The organism is Companilactobacillus heilongjiangensis (assembly GCF_000831645.3).
Taxonomy (GTDB): Bacteria; Bacillota; Bacilli; order Lactobacillales; family Lactobacillaceae; genus Companilactobacillus; species Companilactobacillus heilongjiangensis.
Map to the genome: position 1 here is coordinate 2,541,774 of NZ_CP012559.1, position 23,190 is coordinate 2,564,963.

At 38.3% G+C, this 23,190-nt stretch carries 19 protein-coding genes; 5 read left to right on the top strand and 14 right to left on the bottom strand.

Annotation, left to right across the window (positions count from 1 at the left end):
* The first annotated feature begins 45 nt into the window (after positions 1 to 45).
* The 3 genes from JP39_RS11325 (at position 46) to JP39_RS11335 (ending at position 3,680) form a co-directional block, all read left to right on the top strand.
* Entirely contained in the window at positions 46 to 696 is a 651-nt protein-coding gene (locus JP39_RS11325) for a histidine phosphatase family protein (RefSeq protein WP_041499982.1), read from the top strand.
* 136 nt (positions 697 to 832) lie between these two features.
* On the top strand, positions 833 to 1,492 hold the full coding sequence (locus JP39_RS11330; protein ID WP_041499981.1) for a histidine phosphatase family protein: 660 nt from the start codon (positions 833 to 835) through the stop codon (positions 1,490 to 1,492).
* Positions 1,493 to 1,985: 493 nt separating this feature from the next.
* On the top strand, positions 1,986 to 3,680 hold the full coding sequence (locus JP39_RS11335) for a phosphoenolpyruvate carboxykinase (ATP) (RefSeq protein WP_041499979.1): 1,695 nt from the start codon (positions 1,986 to 1,988) through the stop codon (positions 3,678 to 3,680).
* A gap of 79 nt (positions 3,681 to 3,759) precedes the next feature.
* Here the strand turns inward: JP39_RS11335 and JP39_RS11340 are convergent, their stop codons facing one another.
* The 14 genes from JP39_RS11340 to JP39_RS11405 all read right to left on the bottom strand — a co-directional run bounded on the left by JP39_RS11340 (position 3,760) and on the right by JP39_RS11405 (position 19,644).
* Positions 3,760 to 4,524: a hypothetical protein gene (locus JP39_RS11340; protein WP_041499978.1), complete on the bottom strand. Its 765-nt coding sequence runs from the start codon at positions 4,522 to 4,524 to the stop codon at positions 3,760 to 3,762.
* Between the two features lie 98 nt (positions 4,525 to 4,622).
* Complete coding sequence (locus JP39_RS11345; RefSeq protein WP_041499977.1) at positions 4,623 to 6,314, bottom strand: FAD-dependent oxidoreductase; 1,692 nt, start codon at positions 6,312 to 6,314, stop codon at positions 4,623 to 4,625.
* 335 nt (positions 6,315 to 6,649) lie between these two features.
* Positions 6,650 to 7,138 carry a prolyl-tRNA synthetase associated domain-containing protein gene (locus JP39_RS11350; protein ID WP_041499975.1) on the bottom strand — a complete coding sequence of 163 codons (489 nt, stop codon included), beginning with the start codon at positions 7,136 to 7,138 and terminating at the stop codon, positions 6,650 to 6,652.
* Positions 7,139 to 7,459: 321 nt separating this feature from the next.
* Positions 7,460 to 7,912, bottom strand: a complete 453-nt coding sequence (locus JP39_RS11355; protein ID WP_041499974.1) for a hypothetical protein — start codon at positions 7,910 to 7,912, stop codon at positions 7,460 to 7,462.
* A gap of 8 nt (positions 7,913 to 7,920) precedes the next feature.
* Positions 7,921 to 9,072, bottom strand: a complete 1,152-nt coding sequence (locus JP39_RS11360) for an ABC transporter permease (protein ID WP_041499972.1) — start codon at positions 9,070 to 9,072, stop codon at positions 7,921 to 7,923.
* The gene (locus tag JP39_RS11365) at positions 9,065 to 9,742 is read right to left on the bottom strand and encodes an ABC transporter ATP-binding protein (protein WP_041499970.1); all 678 of its coding nucleotides are present in this window, start codon (positions 9,740 to 9,742) and stop codon (positions 9,065 to 9,067) included. The genes JP39_RS11360 and JP39_RS11365 overlap by 8 nt, the downstream gene beginning before the upstream one ends.
* A 12-nt stretch (positions 9,743 to 9,754) precedes the next feature.
* Positions 9,755 to 10,666 (bottom strand): efflux RND transporter periplasmic adaptor subunit, encoded by a 912-nt coding sequence (locus tag JP39_RS11370; RefSeq protein WP_041499968.1) that lies wholly within the window; start codon positions 10,664 to 10,666, stop codon positions 9,755 to 9,757.
* Positions 10,667 to 11,416: 750 nt separating this feature from the next.
* Positions 11,417 to 12,820, bottom strand: a complete 1,404-nt coding sequence (gene nhaC, locus JP39_RS11375) for a Na+/H+ antiporter NhaC (RefSeq protein ID WP_041499966.1) — start codon at positions 12,818 to 12,820, stop codon at positions 11,417 to 11,419.
* A gap of 690 nt (positions 12,821 to 13,510) precedes the next feature.
* Positions 13,511 to 14,164 (bottom strand): amino acid ABC transporter permease, encoded by a 654-nt coding sequence (locus tag JP39_RS11380; RefSeq protein WP_041499964.1) that lies wholly within the window; start codon positions 14,162 to 14,164, stop codon positions 13,511 to 13,513.
* Between the two features lie 13 nt (positions 14,165 to 14,177).
* The gene (locus JP39_RS11385; protein WP_041499962.1) at positions 14,178 to 14,816 is read right to left on the bottom strand and encodes an amino acid ABC transporter permease; all 639 of its coding nucleotides are present in this window, start codon (positions 14,814 to 14,816) and stop codon (positions 14,178 to 14,180) included.
* A complete protein-coding gene (locus JP39_RS11390; protein WP_041499961.1) occupies positions 14,813 to 15,640 on the bottom strand; it encodes a glutamate ABC transporter substrate-binding protein in 828 nt (275 codons plus the stop codon). Before JP39_RS11390 ends, JP39_RS11385 begins: the two co-directional genes overlap by 4 nt.
* Before the next feature lie 11 nt (positions 15,641 to 15,651).
* Positions 15,652 to 16,383 carry an amino acid ABC transporter ATP-binding protein gene (locus tag JP39_RS11395; RefSeq protein ID WP_041500019.1) on the bottom strand — a complete coding sequence of 244 codons (732 nt, stop codon included), beginning with the start codon at positions 16,381 to 16,383 and terminating at the stop codon, positions 15,652 to 15,654.
* A gap of 703 nt (positions 16,384 to 17,086) precedes the next feature.
* On the bottom strand, positions 17,087 to 18,877 hold the full coding sequence (locus tag JP39_RS11400; protein ID WP_041500966.1) for an FtsX-like permease family protein: 1,791 nt from the start codon (positions 18,875 to 18,877) through the stop codon (positions 17,087 to 17,089).
* A 14-nt stretch (positions 18,878 to 18,891) separates the two neighbouring features.
* Positions 18,892 to 19,644, bottom strand: coding sequence for an ABC transporter ATP-binding protein (locus JP39_RS11405; protein ID WP_041500965.1), 753 nt, complete (start codon positions 19,642 to 19,644; stop codon positions 18,892 to 18,894).
* A 757-nt stretch (positions 19,645 to 20,401) separates the two neighbouring features.
* Here JP39_RS11405 and JP39_RS11415 point away from each other — a divergent pair.
* Both JP39_RS11415 and JP39_RS11420 read left to right on the top strand, forming a co-directional pair.
* A complete protein-coding gene (locus JP39_RS11415; RefSeq protein WP_082330702.1) occupies positions 20,402 to 21,859 on the top strand; it encodes an APC family permease in 1,458 nt (485 codons plus the stop codon).
* A 355-nt stretch (positions 21,860 to 22,214) separates the two neighbouring features.
* Complete coding sequence (locus JP39_RS11420) at positions 22,215 to 23,147, top strand: DHH family phosphoesterase (RefSeq protein WP_041500961.1); 933 nt, start codon at positions 22,215 to 22,217, stop codon at positions 23,145 to 23,147.
* Positions 23,148 to 23,190 lie beyond the last annotated feature (43 nt).

Here is a 23,190-nt window from a genome sequence, read left to right on the forward strand (position 1 = left end):
TAAGCTCCTAATATAGTAAACTTATCGTGCTGGGAGGCGCTAATTATGGCATATCAAATTTATTTAGTACGACACGGTAAAACTTGGTACAACGAATATGAAAAGATGCAAGGTTGGTCCGACACTCCGCTAACAGACGAGGGCGTTGCCGTGGCACAAAAAGCTGCTGAATCTTTACGAACTGTTGATTTTGCAGCTGCCGTGACCTCAGATATGAAACGTGCAGTCGATACAACACGTATCATTACAAGAAGAAATATAAATAACTTAGTTCCCCAAGAACTTTCCGAATTCAGAGAGCAATTCTATGGCTATTTTGAAGGCCGCAGTATTGATGAATCCTGGTTTGCCATCGGAAAACCACATCAAGCCAGAACATTTACCGACATTGTTAAAAAATATGGCTTTGACGCCACCATGGATTTTGTAAAAGAAGCTGATCCACTTCACGATGCCGAAAGTGCCCAAGAATATTGGAGCCGAATCGACCGTGGATTTAAGAAAATTGATCAGATTGCTCACGACGGAGATAAAATTCTCTTAGTAACACACAGCATCACTATTTTGGGCCTAGCAGTCCGTTATAAGACACCCGAATTAGAGATAAATGATATTCCAGCAAATGCCAGTTTGACACTCATGGAGCGTGATAATGGCGTTAACAAGTTAACTAAATATAATCAGTCACTAATTTAGTCCCACCTACAGGGTCGAGAGGTGAAAGATAGCCTGCTGTTGGACCAGTGTTCCCATAGCAGACGAAAATCACTTGTAACCGGAGGCGGCAGTAGTAAACTAGAACCACAAACATTGAGGAGGATATTTTTTTATAATGGCAAAATATCAAATTTACCTAGTTCGTCACGGACGTACTTGGTTTAACAAATACAATAAAATGCAAGGTTGGTCCGATACTCCCCTTGCCCCAGAAGGAGTCGAAGTCGCTAAGAAAGCAGCACATGCTTTGAAAGACGTCGACTTTGCGGCCGCATTTTCTTCAGATGCCAGACGAGCAATCGATACTTGCAAATTAATTGTGGATGAAAATATCAACCACGATAAAATCACACCTCAAAAATTAATGGAGTTTCGTGAAGAATTCTACGGTTATTACGAGGGTATGAATTCTCCCGAAGCTTGGTTCATGGTCGGTGAACCCCACGGAGCCAAGAGTTTCGCAGAAATTATTGCAAAGTATGGTATGGACGCCACAAAAGACTTCATGAAAGAAGCCGATCCATTCCACGATGCCGAAAACGCTGAAGAATATTGGAACCGTGTTAACAAAGGCTTCGAAAAACTCGATGAAATTGCCAAAGATGGCGACAAAATTCTCTTAGTTTCACACGGAACAACAATTCGTTCAATCACAGACCGTTATAACGATGGTAACTTTGACGTAACGGTAAGTCCTAGAAATTCTAGTTTAACAATGATGACACGTGATAACGGTGAAAACAAGGTAACAAGTTACAATCAATTATTAGATTAAATAAAACTGGACTCAAATCATAAACGATTTGGGCTCTTTTTTTACGAATTTTATCCCAGATTTTGGGCTTGAATTCGGATTTAAAAATACCAAACATCCGATTCCACCCATTAGCCGGAGGTTGGCAGTGATTTTTGCCCGCTGTGGAGGTGGCGTTATGGCTTTAGCCATTACACCACAGGGCGACTTTGGAGACTTACCGGGTTTTGGTAAGGCTTCAAAGCGAGACTTGAGACCTTGGCTCAAGTCGGTCCTCATAGCGGGCAAAAAATCACTGCCGACCTCCGGCGGCCCCTTTCTTAGATTACAATTAATTTAATAAAAAATTTTTTATTTTGAAATTTTTAAAATATATTTGTGAAAGCTGAATATTACGGCAATAAAGCATTTCAAAGATTCTAAAAATTAAATTAATTCTAATTTTTACTACCCATTTACCGAAAAATGCTATAAACTGTCATTAATCTCATTTTTGAAAGGGGAACTTTAACATATGTCTAATTCATTACAAGCTATCGAATCAAAGGCCTTTTATATTAATCCTAATCGATCAGTTGCCGTAATTAATTACAACGAAGAATACGTCCAAGATATTTTTCAGTTAATCAACAGCAAAGGTTTTCACAATTTAGTTGACCTATACCTAGAAGAGAGTCAACTGGCTGTAACCAATAAAGTGGAAGGTTTACAAGCTGATACTTACATCGGCATCCTGAAAGCTGTCTTAATCGACGATAAACCTACATATGAAAAATACGGTAATGAACAAATCTTAAAGAGTATTGAAGATTTCTACTCATATTACCGTTCATACTTTAGAGTTTCTCTCATCAATAAGCACAGCAGTGCCATTGTTAAAGGCAATTTCATGAACATTGACAACCGTTTCAATGAAGTCGTGCTTCACCTTTATCGTGCTATTGAAGAAAAAATTCAAGGATTTTCTAATCGTACTTACCGTCAAATCAACGCTGGTACTAATGCCTGCGTCCTAACTCAATCAGTCAAATGGGCTGCTCCCCAAAATTACCAAGCTCTAGAAAGCATTCGTTTCTTGGATACAATCATGTTGCGTCCACCAATGATGATGCACACTAAGAGTAATAAACGTGAAGGTGTTTTCAGCGCTGTTAAAGACAATCCTATCGATAAATTCGATGGCGACCAAAAAGACTGGTACTGTTTCCCTGCTAAAATCGGTGAAAGTTTAGCATTTATCTACTTCCATCGCGACTACTTTGTCAGTGGTATTGCTTTGGCCAACTTGTTTGAAGTCGCTGACGCTGACAGTATTGCCGGACAAAAACCTGATGAAATTATTCTCTTCGGTCTCAAAAAGACTGAGGGTGACGTCAGCCATTATTATCACGATGAAGAAAACGACATCTGGGTCGGTGAAGTTCCTTATAACGACAAGACAACTTACTTCGGTTATATGAAGAAGATGTGTCTAACCGTTCACAACTTACACATGATTTATGAAAGCCGTTTGCCAATCCACGGTTCAATGGTTAATATCAGTTTCTCAAATGGTAAAACTAAGTCAGTTGTCTTCTTCGGTGATTCTGGTGCCGGAAAGTCTGAATCAATTGAAGCATTACAAGAAGTCGCTGATGATAAAATCATCAACATTGAAACTATTTTCGACGATATGGGTAGCTTTGCTTTCGATGAAAAAGGCAATGTTTACGCCCAAGGTACTGAAACAGGTGCATTCGTTCGTTTGGATGACTTGAGCAGTTCCGTCGCCTTTAACAATATGGATCGTGGTATCTACTTGAACCCTGAGCTCAAGAATGCCCGTGTTATCTTGCCTGCCAACACTTACAAACATGTGGTCGAACATCATTCAATCGACATGTGGGTTTACGCAAATAACTACGATTCAGAGATTGGTTTACATCAATTCCCTGACGAAGATCACGCTAAGGCAACATTTATTGCTGGTAAACGTAAAGCCCTTGGGACAACTGATGAAGTTGGTATGAGTACAACATTCTTCGCTAACCCATTCGGCCCTGTTCAAGAAGAAGAAAAAACTCGTCCTATCATTGATAAAGTCTTCAACAAGCTCTATCAAGATAAGGTTTATGTTGGCGAAATTTATACTCACCTTGGGTATGACAAGTCAAAAGACAGTCTTCAAGAATCAGCTAAAGAACTACTATCTGAATTAATGAATAATTAAAAAAATAAGAGAGTTTGACAAAACATGGTCAGCTTTCGAGCATTAAAACAAAAAATACTAGTAATCCGATTTTGGATTGCTAGTATTTTTTGTTGTATTTCTGATTAATTTGTTGAGTTAGTTTTTGTAAATCTTGAGTTTGTTGGGCATTAGTTTGCCGACGCATCTTCGGATTGTTTAACTGATACTTTGATGAATCTGGAGCTTTGACCCAGACGTTATAACGTGGATTTTCGATTGCATAAGAATTGTTGATTGTAAAACCGCTTCGTTTCAAAGCGACATTATACTCAGTTGGTTCGTCTAAATGATTTGGAATCAAGCCAACAATTATCTTAGAACCAATCTTTGGCAATGGAAATTCATCATTTTTAATAAGCATCTCACGGTTCTGATCTTTTGGCCTACCACTATGCGAATACCAACGATCAAAAGACACTAAGCCGCCATCAAGAGCTAAATAAATCTGTTTATCCTTCAATGACGTATCGCCACTGATGACTCGATTGACGTAAATTGTTGCTTTGGTATAAGACATTTCTTCAGGACTACTCATCTTTTGAAGATTATAAACAGTCCCCTCAATCACTGTCTGACTGTGGTTCTGCAACTGTTCGAGTGATGTGCTAATAAATGCCTTGCGCGTGCTAAATTCATCGCTATGAATAACATCAGCTTTAGCAATATGTTTCTGCCAAATTTTCTGATTACGACTGATCAATCTTGCAGATTCTTCCCGTTTGATTTCTTGAGCATTCGAACTATTCAAGGCATTAACGCTATACGCTGACAAAGGTAAAACAAATACTAATAAGGATACAATAATCATTAGTGTTTTTTTCATCGCAATTCTCCCCACCGTCATTATCGCACGTAGCGGAATACTGTTGTACCGCGATTATTTTATATAAAACACTAAAATTTTTGTCTTATTTTTATCAATTAATAATTGGTCAAAATCGACTTTCTGTCGGTTGTTTGGTCCTTGAAATATTCATATTGCTTCAGCTCTAAAAATGACCCTGAAATATTCGTAACGTTGGTATAACCGAGATTATTCAACGCCCGAACCATGTTGTAACTGCGTTGACTTGACTGACAGTGAATATAAACGGGTTTGTCAGTTGGAATCTCATCCAAGCGCTGACGGAATTGACTCAACGGAATATTGATAGAGGTCGTAATATGGCCTGCGGCGTACTCATTAGGTTCTCTGGCATCAATAATGAAGGCACCACTTTCAACTAATCCACGCACCTTACTAATTGAGACTTGTTGATACTCTCCATTGAGAATATTTTCTGCAACTAAAGCCGCAATATTGACCGCATTTTTAGCCGTACTGAACCAAGGTGAATAGGCTAATTCCAAGTGAGTTAGATTTGAAATATTACCATGCATTGAAATCATCGTCGCTATAACGTCAATTTGCTTATCGACTCCCGATTTACCAATTGCTTGCGCACCAAGGACTTCACCACCTGGATAACTGAACACTAGCTTTAAAAATATTGGTGATGTATCAGGCATAACGCCGACACGGTTTTGAGGTATAACGGTAACAGAACGGTGGTCAAACCCATTTTGCTTGCAGGCCGCTTCCGTTAATCCAGTCGAAGCAACGTTCAAATCGAATAAATGGATCACTTGTGAACCAATCACACCTTGATTTTGAACTGGACGTCCATACATGTGATCAACTGCATCACGTGCTTCCATTTGTGCTGGAAAAGCCAATGCCAAACGGGTTTTTTGACGCGTAATCATATTGGTAACTTCAATCGCATCGCCGACCGCATAGATATCTGGTATTGAAGTTTCAAATTGTTGATTAACTTCAATACCACCTGTAACGCCAATCCTGCAGCCAGCATTCTTTGCCAAAGTCGTATCAGGACTGACACCAATTGCCATAACGACCGCTTGAGCCTTGATTTCTTTACCAGAAGTCAGCGTAATATGTTGGTCGCTTATTTCAGCCAAACCATCATTCAAAATAACTTGAACACCATTGTCATAAAGATTCTTGTGTACCAATTGGGCGAAGTCATCATCAATCGTTCCTAAAACATGATCCGCTGCTTCAACTAGCGTTAATTTTTTACCAGTTTGGGCAATATTTTCGACAACTTCCAAGCCGATAAAGCCACCACCGATAACTGCGACATCACTGACTTGATTATCGGTCAAATACGCTTGTAGTGCCTTAATATCGACTACATTTCGAACTGAAAAGACATTTGATTTATCGATACCTTTAATAGATTTCGGCATGATGGGATTAGCTCCTGGCGACAATACCAATTCATCATAAGCAGAAGTTCTAATTTCACCAGTGTTAACATCCTTAACCTGAACCGTCTTTTGTTGAGCATCAACATCAATCACTTCTGAATTAACTTCTGCGTTGATATTATATTGCTTATGAAATTGCTCCGGAGTCTTCATAACGATACTATCCGCATCAGGAATCAATCCGCTCAAATGATATGGCAAAGAACAGTTAGAAAACGAAACATTAGGTCCCTTTTCATACATCGTAATCTCAGCCGATTCATCTAAACGACGAGCTCTGGCAGCAGCTGAGGCACCGCCGCCGACACCACCAACAATCACAATTTTCTTATTAGCCATTCGCTTTAATCCCCCTATTTTATTTAATTTATCATAACATTTTGCCGCTTCCGGTTGCGAGAGATTCCACCTAATGTGGGACCGGTGCGAGCCAAGGTCTCGCGCCTCGATTTTGAGCTTCGCAAAAAACGCGAATCTCAAAATACGTCCGTGCTGTAAGAACGGAAAACCACCGTTCTAACACCACATCCACAACGGGTAGAATCTCTCGAAACCTCCAGCTAATATTATTGATATTTCATAAATAGACGGTTAAATCTCTTTATTTGGCGACTAAACTTCGTATATTAAAAAAGGCCTTTCTTGAACTGCAATTTCCAGCTCAAGAAAAGTCTCTATAATTCAATTACGTTATATTCAAATCCTAAATCATTTAAAAATTTAACCAAATCGTCCATTTTAACAAAAATCGTTTTAGTATTGTCATTCGGATGGAACGTTAGCGGAATATCACCAACTATATCTTTCTCAAAATAAACTTGGACATCTTTTTCCTTGTTATTCAACAAACCAAAGATCGAAACAACTCCTGGTTTCAAGCCAAGTTTTTCCATCAAACTAGCTTCTGAAGCAAATTTGATATGCTTTTCACCAACAATTTCAGCAAAGTGATTCATATCCAAACGCTTATCGTCATCCATAAAAACCAAATAAAAAGCTTTTTTCTTCTTATTAGTTAAAAACAGCGACTTAGTCCGAACGCCTACTTTACCTTTGATATATTCATCAGCAACATCAGTGGTAAAAACAGCTGGATGCTCAACAATATCATAAGAAATATTCAGTTTAGCTAGTTCAGCTTTAACCTGCTCAAATGGACTCATAACATTTCCCCAAGGAACCTTTTAGACCCATTCTATCAGAGAAGTGAACGTTATTTGGACAATTTTTTAAACTATGTAGGCTTTATGAAACCTATTCAATATTAATCAAGTTTTAAATCGTCAACAAAATATTAATGAACTAGCCGGAGGGTGACAGTGATTTTCACCAGCAGTGAAAGTGTTGTAATGGCTTTAGCCATTACAACACAGGACGACTTTTGAGACGCGGTTTTCGGCTCAAAAGCGAGGTTCGAGACCGCACTTTGGCTCGAACCGGTCCTCACAGCAGGCGAAAAATCACTGTCACTCGGAGGCGGCATCTTAGAATAATGTCAAAATAAACCAAATTGCAGTTAAAACACTGATTTTAATCTTATCTGACTGTGATACTTCCAAAAACTTCCAGTTCAAACCAGCCATGCTACCAAAACCAATAACACCAACAATTCCCTTGATCCAAATATTAGTTTTGCCAGCAATCAAAAATACGATAATCATCAAGCAAGCTTCAATTGTTAAACCAATTGCCATATTAATAATCAATTTGGCTTTGTAATTATCATTATTCTTCAATAATAAGTTGAACAACCAATAAGCAATCGCAAAGGCAAGTACGGCACCAATTACATAGATAAGCAACTTCAACCATTTACCCATTTGTGGCATTTCTGAAACGTTAGGATCAGTTAAAATCATTTGAATAACTTGTATCAAAATACTGATCAAGACTGTCCCCAAAACAGAAAGTCTATCTAATTTATATAAATTCTTCATATTTTCCCCTACTCTTCTTTCAATAATCCAACTAGTTCTGATTTAGCCGCTTTGTTTGATGGAATAAATCCGAATATCAAACCAACTGCAGTTGAAACTGACAACGACAGGATTATTGCGTATACCGTTATAACGGCTTTGAATGGTAAGAACGCATTTATTATTGAAACAAAAATATATCCAAAAATAATTCCAATGATTCCACCGATGACACAGAGAACAACACTTTCAATCAAAAATTGATTTCTAATATCACTAGATGTAGCACCGAATGCCCGACGAATCCCGATTTCCTTGCGACGTTCGGAAACTGTGATATACATAACGTTCATAACGCCAATACCCGCAATTAATAGAGAAATTCCGGCGATAAACGCAATAAAGTACGTAATATCATTTAAGACACGCGTGAATTGTTTACTGATAGCGTCTGGATTGGAAACGGAATAGTCACCTGTATGCTTCTGTTCACCCATTTTCTTCATACGTTTAACGGCCGTCTTACCAACTTGCTTCTTGTTAGCATCTGGTTGAACGTACAATTTAGCCTGATCTTTAGAAATTTGATTAGCAAACAAATCTTTGAAAATTTGTTTAGAAACATATGCATCTGGGCGATAATTCATATCGCTGATATGATAAATTCCTTGGACAACGAAAACTGTTCCATCAATTGAGATTAACCGGTTGATGGCATTCTCTTTGAATAATCTGTGCGCTAAATCTTCAGAAATATAAACACCGTTTGAAGCACCTGTCATATTGAAATAAGTCCCCTTGACCAATTTCAAATGTTTAGGCTGCTTATTCAAACCGATTGAAATATTCTTCGTCTTATATTGAACTTTGGCACCAGCTTCAACAATGCTACTAGTCAATTTCACATGGTCAACGCCCGGAACTTTGCTCAAAACTGAAGCGTCATTTGGTGTGAAACCACCGTCAGTATTGTAATCAGACGTTGATTGCCACTGTAAAGTAACTTTATTACGAGTATCGTGGCTGCCCATACCTTTGGTAACTGTATGTGTAAAGCCATCCCCAATTGCCAAAATACAAATAACACTGGCGATACCAATAATAATTCCCAACATTGTTAGAAAGTTACGGTTTTTATTCTTACCGATTGATTTGAGAGCAATCATAATTTTATCAGTCATGATTTTTCACACTCTTTTCATCATTATATAGTCGGCCATCACGAATATAGACTGTACGCATCGCATAATCAGACACTTCGCTATCATGAGTAACCATGATAATAGTTGTTCCAGCTTGATTCAATTTCGTAAAAATCCCCATGATTTCTTTACTAGTCTTAGAATCCAAAGCACCAGTTGGTTCATCAGCAATAATCAACTTAGGACGGTTAACGATAGCTCGAGCAATCGCAACACGTTGTTGTTGACCACCAGATAGTTCAGCTGGACGATTTTTCTCTTTCCCAGTCAAACCAACCTTTTTGATGACATCTTCAACCATCTCATGTTTTTTACTTTGTTCTTTCTTACTATAAATAAGTGGAATTTCAATATTTTCATAAACGTTATATGTCGTCAACAATTTGAAGTTTTGGAAAACAAACCCCAATTGATCGCCACGGATTTGTGACAACTCATTATCGTTAACTTCTTTGTAGCTTTTATTTTCAAGCAGATATTCACCAGTATAGCTTTGATCTAATAATCCCAAGATATTGATCAAAGTCGACTTACCTGATCCAGAAGGTCCCATAATTGCTAAAAATTCCCCATCAGCAACCTCTAAATCGATATTCTGTAACACAGTGAATTTGCCATAAGTTTTACCTACATCAGTAACTTTAAGCATCATTTCACCGCCTTATTTTAAGACTAGCTTGTCGCCAGCCTTAAGCCCATCGATCACGTAGTAATCTTGATCTTTTTTCATCATCGTTACATGTTTCTTATGCTTCTTGTCATTCTTCAAAAGATAGACTGTGTTCTTACTCCAAACGGCTTTAGAAGGGATCTTGTAACCATCAGATTCAGTCTTGATTTGGACGTGCATACCGTATGGGAGCTTGTCTTCAGTCGCAACACGGAAGTGATAGTAAGAAACGTTGTGAGTACTGTAAGGAATAGCATCCTTTTGTTCATAATTACCGGAAATCTTTGTACCATCGTTCTTGATGATTGTAACGTCGGCACCTAGTTTGATTTTATCAAGACTGTACTCGTTCACATTACCTTGGATAACTGGAGCGCCATAAATATAACTTCTACCAGCATCATCCTTGTAGTAAACACCACTGATTGGTGCCAAAACGGTTCTATTTTGAGCCTTAGTAATCTTGTTAATTTTAGCTTGAGTTTCAGCTAAGACTTCTTGATTCTTACTCAATTCAATCTTGTCAGCAGTAGTTTTGTCGGTTGAATTATATGCTTGGATTGCAAGTTGGGCTTGTTGAATCTCAGCGTTGGCACTGGCCAAGTCACTGCTCATATCACGATAAAAGCTGAATAATACTTGTCCTTTAGTAACTTTTTGACCATTAATAACGTGAGTTGAAGTCAAAGTTTCATCTTCACTCTTGGGTTGGTCACTGACCGCTTGCTTATCTGTTTCTTGAACAATACCGTTGAAATAATTAGTATTGTCGCGCTGCACAGTATAAGTTTTGTAATCTATTTTATTAGTATCATTCTTAAAGCCGTTTCCTAAAACTAAAAACAAAATAACGGCAATTAGGACAACATTAATACCCCAAATAGCAATCTTGATTTTCTTCATAAATAATCTCCCTAAATTTGCTTATCTTAAATAGCATAACAGTCTTAAACTAGACAAAAATTGGCGTACTGTCAATGTTTGTTGGCAAAAAAATAGAGCATTGCTGCCCTGATTTTTTATAAAGTTTAATGATACCAACAAAGTTAGCGGTTACAATTTTCTGAAATTTTTTACTCTAATTATCGCTTAAAGATTTTTTAAATATGCCGTTTCCAGAGCTGAGAGTATTCATCTGCTGCGCGGCACGGCTCGAGCCAAGGTACGGTCTCGATCCTCGGTTGAAGCCTTTCCAAAAACCGGAAAGTCTCCAACACGTCCGGTGGTGTAATCGCTAAAGCGATAACGCCACTTTCGCTGCTGATGAATACTCTCAGCTCTTCCAACTAGTTTGTTTGATAATTTGACGATTGATTAAAAACTTCAGATTTAACCCTTAATTTATTTCTACAAAAGTTAAACGACTCCAATCAGAGCTCCAATCTATTTAATACATTTCAATTTATATTGTGTCCTAAAAACTACCATCAAACAAAATATCAGAATATATATATTCCAAAACAAAAAGCCGGAGGGTGTCGATAATGTAGTCCGCTGTGCAGGTGGTGTAATGGCTTTAGCCATTACACCACGGGGCGACTTTGGAGACTTACCGAACTTTGGTAAGGCTTCAAAGCGAGACTTGAGACCTTGGCTCAAGTCGGTCCCCATAGCGGAACTACATTATTGACGCCCTCCGGCGTCCAGAGACACCTAAGCAGTCACAACTTTTTTAGATGTCTTATCCTGACGTTTTAAACCAATTCCGGTAAATCCACTAATAATGGAAAGAACTGGTGATAATAGACTGAAGAAACAGAATGGTAAGAAGGTTAATGTTGGTACTCCTAAGGTATTGGCAGCGAAAGCTCCGGCAACGCCCCATGGAATCAAGTAGTTGATTACTGTACCACCATCTTCAAGTACACGACTCAAGGCCAAGTTATCCAAACCATGTTCATTGAATGTTTGTTTGAATGCTTTACCAGGTAAAATAACTGATAAGTATTGTTCACCAACAAAGATGTTAACGCCGATTCCTGAAAGGATTGTTGCTGTAACGACGGCACCTGGTGTTTTAAGTTTCTTGGCAAGTGGTGTCATGGCTGTTTGAATGACGTTAAACTTCATTAACAAGCCACCTAACGAAAGAGTTAGGAAAATCAATGAGACTGTACCCATCATGGAAGAAATCCCACCACGAGTTAACAAAGCGTCAACACTAGCATTGCCAGTTTTTGAAACAAATCCACTTTCGATAAATCCAGCGATATCTTTTACTGGTGTGCCAGGTTTTTCAACAAAAATCATTCCGACTGTTACGGTAATATTTAAAATCAAAGTTGCAATAGCGGGAATTTTCATAATCGAACAAGCGAACAATAAAGCAATTGGTAAAATTGACCACCATGTGATGATGAAATTAGAATTCAAAACGTTTAAAGTTGTATCGATTTTAGATAAACTAGCACCTGATCCAGCGTTGCCGAGAATTGTGTAAAGAATCAATGAAATGATAAATGCGGGAATCGTTGTCCACATCAAGTTTTTAATGTGATCGAACAAGTCATCTTCGGCAATCGCTGAAGCCAAGTTAGTTGAATCTGAAAGTGGTGAAGTCTTATCACCAAAAATGGCACCTGAGATAATTGCACCAGCAACCAAAGCTGGATTCATTCCTAAAGTTTGGCCCATTCCGAACAAGGCGATTCCGATTGTTGAAACAATAGTAAAGGCACTACCGATTGATGTACCAATCAAAGCACAAACTAGGAAAACTGATGGCACGAACCATTGCGCTGAAATCAAGTGGAATCCGGCAACCATCATTGATGGAATAATTCCGGCCGCAATCCAAGTACCAATCAAAGCTCCGATTAAAATAAAAATGAAGATGGGAATAATTCCGTTTTTAACACCATCAGTAATACCGTCAAAAATTTCATCCCATTCAGTGCCACGAACTTTAGCCCATAAAATCAATAGACCGATGACTACTAAAACTGGTGTTTGAGGTGACAAGCCAAACTTGATAACTCCAAATCCTAAAACAATCAGCATCATTACTAAAATTACGATTGCTTCTCTAAAACTGACATTCTTTTTACTCTTATTCATTTTGAATCCTCCAAATTGTTTTTTACCTGCGAATGCTAGAAAAAACTAATATCGAGGATTACCACCACATGTATTGATCATCATTTTCCGTACCCCTTTGTATAAAAAAAGTCCCCGCTGCAAAAATATGCAACAGGGACGATTTACCGTGGTACCACCCAGCTTGAGCATAGTTCAAAAAAACTATTGCTCCACTCTTGAGAATAACGGCTCTCTTATTCCGCTTGGCAAAACCAAGTCATGTCTGGTATTTCATAACTGCACCCTGACCGGTTCGCATCAACCACCGGCTTTCTTACGCCCAGATACATTACTAATTAATTCAGACACTTATATGTGTTTATTTGATTGCCTTAAACAATAACAGGCTGATTCATTTCTGTCAACTTTAAATTCGGTGCTAGTTAAATATTCCGTCTCCAGAGCTGGGAAATATTCTCTAGCTGTGCGGAACGGCCCGAGCCAAAATGCGGTCTCGAACCTCGGTTTGAAGCCTTGACACAGTCCGTCAAGTCTCCAAACACGCCCGGTGGTATAAGGACGGGAGGTTCTCCCGTCCTTATACCACTACCACAGCACACAAATATTTCCCAGCTCTTCCGACTAATTCGTTAGTAATAATTGAATGCAAAGTATCAACATTCACGATATTTAAACGATGTAATATCAACTAGCACCATGCATATCTTTTTATGCCATACGACGATCAATAAATTTTGACAACAGTGACAAAGCGTAACAAACGATAAAGTACATAACCGCCATAGCCACGAAGACTGGAATGATGAAGTTAGGGTCTTGTCCATAAACAACTTGACCGTGTTGCATCAATTCTGGCACAACAATGATTGTTGCCAAAGATGTATCCTTGATCAATGAAATAAATTGGCTAACCATTGCTGGAATCATCTTTTTATATGCTTGTGGTAGAACAATATGCCACATTGCTTGCGACATCTTCATCCCCATTGCCCGTGATGCTTCCATTTGTCCGGGATCAACTGCCAAAATACCTGAACGGATAATCTCGGCAATCATCATCGATTCGAAGACTGTCATCGCTAAAATGGCTGCGGGAATCGTATCCGGTTTGAAACCAAATGCTGGCAAGCCAAAGTAAACGAAGAAGATAATTAGTAGCAGTGGTAAATTACGAATAACATCGATTATAAAACCAACAATTTTTGATAAATAAGGAACCTTATCATAACGAATGATTCCTAAAATTGATCCAATAATAAAACTTAAAATCACCGATATAACGGAGATCAAAATCGTGATCCATAAGCCTTGGAGAAGGAATCTGATATTGATCCATGAATAAGCGTCAATCCAATTTTGCATTATTTTTCTCCTCCTAAGCTAATTTTCTTTCTAGATGTTGCATGTAATAACTAATTGGCAACGTTATGATCAAGTAGAAAACACCAACGATAATGTAAGTATTAACTGTATCAAACGTTTGTGAAGCAATGGCGTTACCTTGGTACATCAAATCAAATCCAGCAACGAAAGCTAGAACTGAAGAGTTTTTGACCAAGTTAACGAATTGGTTACCCAATGGTGGGATAACGTACTTGAAAGCTTGTGGTAAAACGATATAACGCATCGCTTGACTGAAAGTCATCCCTTGTCCACGAGCTGCTTCCATTTGTCCGGGGTCAACTGAATTGATACCGGCACGAACAGTTTCAGCGATAAAAGCAGACGTATAAATCGTCAAACCAATTGTTCCTGCTGTGAATCCGTTGATTTTGACAACGTACAACGGAATTACCAAGTAGAAAAACATTGTAATAACTAGTAGCGGAATATTACGGAAAACTTCTACATAAATATTACCGATGATACGTAAGAACTTATTTGGTACTACTTCGAGAATTGCGAACAGTGATCCGATAATTAAACTAAAGAACAGTGCCAGAACACTTGATAGCAACGTCCAACCAAATCCACTGATAAATGCACTCCAGTTACTTGTTAGTAGATGAATCATTTGCGTAGCACCTCCTTGTAGTTAAATCCAGGTACATTACCAAACCACTTAAGGATTAATTTATTGTATGTACCGTCAGCCTCAACTTCACCTAAAGCCTTGTTGATACCTGCTTTTAAGTCAGTCTGGCCCTTGTTGATACCAATACCATAAGGTTCAGTTGTAAAGGCTTCACCTTGTAGTTTGTAGCCAGGGTTCTTAACTGCCATACCAGCTAAAATAACGTTATCAGTTGTCAAAGCATCACCCTGACCTGACTTCAAAGCTGTTAGAGCTTGAGCATAATCAGGCAATTGGAGAACCCGAGCTTTTGGAGCAAATTTCTTAACATTTTGAACTGAGTTAGAGCCGACAACCCCAATGATTGTCTTGTTGTTAAGATCTTGAACTTTCTTAATTGGCGAACCGTCTTTAACTAAAATTGATTGACCCGCATCAAAGTATGACTTGGAAAAATCAATCGTCTTTTGACGTTCCGGCGTTATGGTCATTGTAGCGATGATAGCATCGATATTACCATTCTTTAACAAAGGGATACGTGACTGCGATGTAACGGTAACGAATTTAGCTTTGGCATCTTTACCATACATTTTCTTAGTAATAGCTTTGGCTAAATCAATTTCAAATCCCTTTTCTTGTCCGTCTTTAACATCCACCAAACCAAGCAACTTAGTATCGGCTTTAACACCCCAAGTTACTGTTTTGGATTTCTTGTTATTTTCATAAAGATTTTGTGACGACAGTGATTGTGAACCACAGCCGGCTAATGTAAAGACTAGAAGTAAAGAAGTGATAATTACTGCAAAATATTTCCAGCGTTTCATATTCTTACCCCCTAGTGTTTAATAATCTTGCTCAAAAACTGTGTAGCACGTTCGTTCGTTGGATGATTGAAGAAAGTATCCTTGTCGTCATCTTCCAAAATTTCACCGTCAGCCATAAAGATAACTCGGTTAGCAACTTCTTGAGCAAAGCCCATTTCGTGAGTAACGATTAGAGAAGTCATATCGCTTTGGCTAGTAACATACTTGATAACCTTCAAAACATCGTCGATCATTTCTGGATCCAAAGCACTGGTAGGTTCGTCAAAGAGCATGCAACGAGGTTTCATAGCTAAAGATCTAGCAATGGCGACACGTTGTTTTTGTCCACCAGAGATTTGTGAAGGCATATTATGGGCTTTATCAGCTAAGCCGACTTGATCAAGCAAAGCCATAGCCTGCTTTTTATTTTCTTCTTCATTCATTTTTAAAACGATTCTAGGTGCTAACATGATATTCTCAAGAACATCCTTGTTGGCGTACAAGTTAAAGTGTTGGAAAACCATTCCGACATCACGTCTAATACGGTTGATATCAGTTGATCTATCAGCAATATCACGTCCGTTGACAATTAATTGCCCTTCTTGAATCGTTTCCAAACCATTGACAGTTCTGGATAAAGTACTCTTACCTGATCCAGATGGTCCGATTAAAACAACTGTTTCACCCTTGTCAATTTCCAAGTTAATATCCTTTAAAGCATGGAAATCTCCGTAATACTTTTGCACATTGCGGAATTCAATCATTGATGACATAGCTAAATGCTCCCTTCTTACTTCGTGAAAAATAATTCTAAAAAATTATATTAAGAAAATTTTAATGTTTAAATTATGTTTTGGCAACAAAAAAACATTTTGTGAAAGAAATGTTCGTCTTTTTAACGAATGACCATTGACCCAGAAAAACTATAACACCAATGTTATAGGGATTATAATCTTAACGCTTTTTAAATTAAAAAAATTTTTACGAACAAATAAAAAAGTTCACTTTATTAAAACAAAAGTGAACTTTTTTAATGTTTTCGAAAAATTGTTGAGGATTTCGAAATCTATATAGATTAATTATTAAGGGGGGAAGTGCTTCTCGTTTCCGAGAAGCTGCGCACAAAAGGTTTTTCGTATTCTGTCTCCAGAGCTGAGAGTACCCGTTGTGCGCAGTTTCTCGGAAGAAACTGCTGGAACTTGTTACTTTATGCATGGTACTTATTGATAACCTATTTCAAATTCAACTAACAACGATTAATTAGTCGGAAGAGCTGGGAAATATTTGTGTGCCGTGGTAGTGGTATAAGTACGGAAGGAATTTTCCGTACTTATACCACCGGACGTGTTTGGAGACTTGACGAACTGTGTCAAGGCTTCAAACCGAGGTTCGAGACCGCATTTTGGCTCGGACCGTTCCGCACAGCTTGAGAATATTTCCCAGCTCTGGAGACGGCAGCACTACATGTTACTTTAGAACAATCTTCTTGTACAAATATCTAGTTAAGAAGTAATAACCAAGGTATAGAACGATGAAGATTGCGAATGGAATTTCAATATGGGCATATGGTTTATAAAGAATTGCGCTGAACATTTGTAATCCAATTAATACGTGAACCACTCCAAGGATTGCGGGAACTGAGAATAATACGGCAATTTCCTTGTTAATTGTTGAACGTAAAACTTTTGATCTCGTACCAATCTTGTAGAGCATGTTATAACGCTTAACATCCCCATTGGCACCGGACAAAATCTTGAACATTAAACAACTAGCTAACATGGCTAGAAAGGCAATTCCCAGGAAGAATCCCATGAATTCTAATCCAGAGAAGAAACCATTGATCATTGTATAGGCACTGTATTTATCGCCACCAGCATTTTTCAAAACTGGATAACGTTTAACTTCAGCTTTTGAGATAGCCTTAATTTCAGATAGATTATCCTTGAATGAGTTAGTTTTAACCAAGACAGTTGTTGTTTCGGGAGCATTAATTGCCTTATATTCTTGGTCGCTGACAAATTTAGCAACATGACCACGTTGATCAGGCATTCTTGTATTCATCAATTCATATTTGGCATTATCATTTTTACTTGGATTGGTTGAAGTCCGAAGTTTTGAAACCATTGTCTTCGTATCAATTTGTGAATAACCGATTGGTTGTTTTTCGAATTCACTTGCTTGATAGTAGACATTTGTCTTATCAGATTTAAAGTTATAAGTATTTTTCTTATCAATATTCAAACTCTTCAAACGTTTTTGTTGCGCAGCATCTGGGTTGGTTAATTGAACATCATAATAGTTCTGACCGTTAACTACATTGTCGATTTGGTTATTGAAACCTAGTCCAACTGTAATAGCACCAAGGGCTAAAGCGAACATGATCGATACCATTGAGAGAATCTTAGTGTAGTCGTTCATTCTAAAACTCAATTGTGACAAGGTGAAATTGTTCAAACCTTTTTGAGAATACTTCGTGTTGCGTTTCAACATTCCGATAATTGTTGTAACGAATGAATTGATCATGAAGTACGTTCCACCAACGATTGTTACCAAAGCAATTGGAATCCCAATCATGATGAAACCGGCGTTTTGACCGATATACCACATTGATAAATAACCAATAATTAGTAAAATCAAACCAAGAACAGCTTGGACAGCTTTTAAAACGCCGTTACGCTTAATTTTAACTGGTTGACTGTCACGGTTTAATAGTGTTAAAACCTTGCTACGACGGAGTGAAATTGAATTTCTAATCGCTGAGAACATGAAGATAATGATGAAGAATGCGAACGTCCACAATAAAGCAGGTAGATAGAAACTGTTGAAATGTTTAACTTGCATATCTAGGGCGTTGATAATCCACTTGCTGACAAAGCCAGTTGCTAGAATACCAATGGCTGAGCCAATCAATGTTGAAATAGCACCAATAGCGAATGTTTCAACAAATATCATGCGGGAAATCTTGCTGCTCTTGGCACCGAGCATCATGAACATCCCATATTCCTTTTGACGCATGCTCAACAGAAAAGTGTTGGCATAATTGACGTAAACTATCGTTATGATAGCTAACAGTACAATCCCGAATCCGAAGATAAAACTAGTTGCTGCGGCCGGAGAATTGGACTTTAGAAAATTTTGATTAGTTGCCAGTGACATAAACATGTAGAAAATGGCTGAAGCAATCGTCAAGCCAGAAAACAGCACGCTGTAATCACGTATTCGATGTTTAATGCCACTCAAGGCTAATTTGTTTAACATAATGTCCTCCCCTCCTATTCAGCGAATGTTCCTAGTGAATCCAAGATTTCTTGATAGTATTCAGCACGACTGTCGTCTTCTTTCTTCAACTCTTGGCCGATTTCACCATCTTTGATGAATAAAATACGGTCACAGAAACTGGCTGAGAATGGATCATGCGTTACAAGTAAAATTGAAACGTTATCTTCACGATTGATTTTTGTCAGTGTGTCCATCAAAGCACGAGCACTCTTAGAATCAAGCGCACCAGTCGGTTCATCACCAAAGACAATTGATGGTTCGTGGACTAAGGCACGAGCAGCCGCAACACGTTGTTTTTGACCACCAGATAATTCAGTTGGATAGTGATTTAAAATTTCAGTTAAACCAAGTTTTTCAGCAATACTCATAACGGCTGGTTTGATTGATTTAGCAGGTTTATTTTGTAATGCCAAAGGCAAAGCAATATTTTCGTAAGCAGTTAAATTTTCTAGTAAGTTGAAATCTTGGAAAATGAAACCAATTTTATTAGCTCGGAAATTAGCCATTTGATTATTCTTTAATTTAGTAATATCTTGGCCAGCAATTTCAACACGACCACTAGTTGGTGTATCTAAGGTAGATAGAATATTTAGTAGCGTTGTCTTACCTGAACCTGAAGCACCCATAATTCCTACGAATTCGCCGGGTTTTACTTCAAAATTAACGTCTGACAAAGCCTTAAATTGTTTCTCACCAGCCTTACCATAAATTTTTTCAATATTTTGTACATCGACGATTTTTTGCATTTGTACTTCCCTCCATTTGATATATCTATCATAACTGGATAGCCATTTTGGGTCGTGCGATTCTTCTTACATTTCCTTACATTTTTGTAAGTCAATCTTTCATTGTGATATATAATATTTTTGGACTATCAATTCGCAAAGATGGCCTAAAAAAAAATTAACGTGTTGTAATATGCCGTCTCCAGAGCCGGAGAATATTCACTGGCTGTGCGGACCGGGCCGAGCCAAGGTCTCGTCCCTCGGTTTGAAGCCTTACCATAAACCGGTAAGTCTCCAAACACGCCCGGTGGTGTAAGAGCGGGAAAACCACCCGCCCTAACACCACTTCCACTGCCCACAAATATTCTCCGGCTCTTACGACTATTTTTCCGATATTAAATTAGTTATAAAAGTATTCTGAATTTTTATAATTTGCTTACTTTGACGTTGGAATGTCGCTGAATACCTCTAACTATGGATTAAGTGACAAATCCAGTGACAATTTATTTAAGTAACTAGAAAATTCCAGTTTAATTATTCAGCATATAAAGATAAATTAGTTGGAAGAGCTGAGAGTATTCATATGCCGCGAAAGTGGCGTTATGGCTTTAGCCATTACACCACCGGGCGTGTTGGAGACTTTCTGGTCTTTGGAAAGGCTTCAACCGAGGTTCGAGACCGCTCTTTGGCTCGGGCCGTTCCGCGCAGCATTATGAATACTCTCAGCTCTGGAAACGGCACATAATACGTTAAATCTACACAAAGGGGTGTATTTCCGATGGGGAAAAATTTGCCAAATATCGACTCCGGTTCTAAGAAGTCGTTTATTAGTTGGCCTGTCGTTGCTTTAATGGATTTCGTTACCGTTATTGGCTTCGATGATATTGTCTACAATTTCCATAACCAAGGTTTGGGAATCGTATTTACTTGGATTATTATGCTATTCGTATTCGTTGTACCTTATGAGATGATGGTTGGTCATCTTGGTTCAACATTTGATGAAGAAGGTGGTGGCGTTACTTCTTGGGTACGTGCCACTGGCGGTAATGTCTGGGGCTATATTTGTGCTTGGACTGTTTGGGTTTCTAGTTTGCCTTATATTGTCGATGTCGCTAACTCAACGTTGGTGTCATTTGGCTGGTTGATCAACGGTAACAGTTCAATGTCAGATAAGATGAGCAACTCAATGTTTGCCCTTTTGACAGCCGTAATTTTTACAGTCTTTATTTTCATCCAACATTATTTGAGAAACTCACTACAAATTTTGAGTATTCTCGGTGGTGGTGCGATGTTTATCATCTCAATTTTGTATGTCATCATGACTTTTGTTTATTTGAGCAAAGGTAACATGCCACATACCCAACCATTTACTATAAAATCATTTATTCCTAAGTTTGATATGCATTACCTTTCAACATTTGGACTCGTCATCTTTGCGATGAACGGATCAGAATTCGCTGCACCATACGTTACAGAAATGAAGAACGGTAAACGTGATTTTCCAAAAGCTATGTGGATGCTAGCCATTATGACTGGTTTTCTAACAGTGCTTGGTTCATTTGCCTTGGGAGTATTCTTCAATGCCCACCATTTGCCAAATGACTTGAAGATGAACGGTTCTTACTATGCTTTCCAATACATGGGACAAGAATTCGGCATGGGTCGTTTCTTCCTATACTTATTCGCTATAACGCAGGCACTATACATGATGGCGCAATTGGCTGTCCTCTTGGATGCCGGAACGAGAATGTTCCTATCTGATACCGCGAAAGAATATTTACCAAAAGGTCTTACTAAAACTGATAAGCGTGGCCTACCAATCAACGGTTACTGGCTAACGACTGGTATTTGTACCCTTATCATGGTCATGAGTGCAACGTTGCCAAATATGAATTCAATCTTCAATCAACTCTTGAATCTAAATGGTATCGTTTCACCATATACAACCTGTTTCCTATTCAGTTCCTTTATCCTAGTTAGATTACACGATGATAAATTCAAATCTGACTTCGTTTATATTAAAAATAAATATTTTGCTATTTTAGTTGGTATTTGGTGTTTTGCAATCACCTTCGGAGCTGCCACATTAGGTATCTTTCCAACTGATGAAACACCTGGTACTTCCGCATGGACACACGTTTTGACATTGAATATTTTGGAACCTGTTTTGATGATTTTAATTGGGATTATTTTGCCTTTGATTGCTTACTATCAAAGATCACATGAAACTAACTAACTGCCTTGTTGTCATTTAATGTTAAGCTAATTAAAGATTATTATTAATATAATTAGTTTCGTTTAACTAAAAAAGATTATATTTACATAGCCATCTTTTTTAGTTAAACGAATTCGTCGGAAGAACTGGGAAATATTTACCGGCTGTGGGTGTGGCGTTAGAGCTTTAGCTCTTACACCACCGGGCGAGTTTGGAGACTCGCGGGTTGTGCGAGGCTTCAAACCGAGGTTCGAGACCGCTCTTTGGCTCGGACCGGTCCGCATAGCAGGTGAATATTTTCCAGCTCTGGAGACAGCAAAAAATCCGAATTTCTAGTAATATATAAATAAACCAATAAAAGCTGAGGGGTCTTCATATGATTGATGAAATTTTAAAAGACATTGAACAGTACCAAAAAATTATTATTCTCAGACATCAAAATCCTGATCCTGATGCCATTGGTTCACAAATTGGTTTGAAAACCATCTTGCAAGAATCTTTTCCAACCAAGGATATTTATGTAACGGGAATCGACTTAACCGTGCTCGATTGGATTGGCAAGATGGACCAAATTTCTAGTGACGTTTATCAAGATGCCCTAGTTATTGCAGTCGATACTGCCAATTCTCCACGGCTCGACAATGATGGAGCTTATCAAAAGGCAGCCAAAGTTATTAAAATTGACCACCATCCCAATGTTGATCCATTCGGCGATATTAATTGGGTTGATGAATCATATTCAAGTTGTGCCGAAATGATTTACACATTGACTGACGAATTGGAGCCACTCAAGGTTTCGAAAAAATCAGCGTTCAGCCTCTATTCTGGTATCGTCGGTGATACTAACCGTTTCTTATATGGAGAAACCGACTATCGGACGTTGAGAATTTCCGCTGAATTAGCTAAAACTGGAATCGATATTTCTCAGATTGCCTTGCACGAAGATGAGATGTCATTGCAAGTAGCCCGTTTGGAAGCCTATATTCTGGATAACTTTCAGATTACCGATTCTGGATTTGGCTACATCATTATCCGAAAACCTACATTTGATAAATTCAATTTAAATGATGGCGAGTTGGATCACGCTGTTCCTTTGATTGGCCGCATTAATACCATCAATAATTGGATTGTGGTCAGTGAGAAGGAACCGAACCATTTCCGTGTTAACTTACGTTCGAAGAATGTCGCTATCAATGGTGTTGCTGAAAAATTCGGCGGCGGTGGTCATCCCTTAGCTAGTGGCGTTTACGTTGGTAGTATGGATGAAGTCGAAGCTTTAATTAAAGATATGGATAATTTAAACAAATAAAAAATTTGGAACTCAAAAGAAAAGTTTGGGACATAACTGTCGT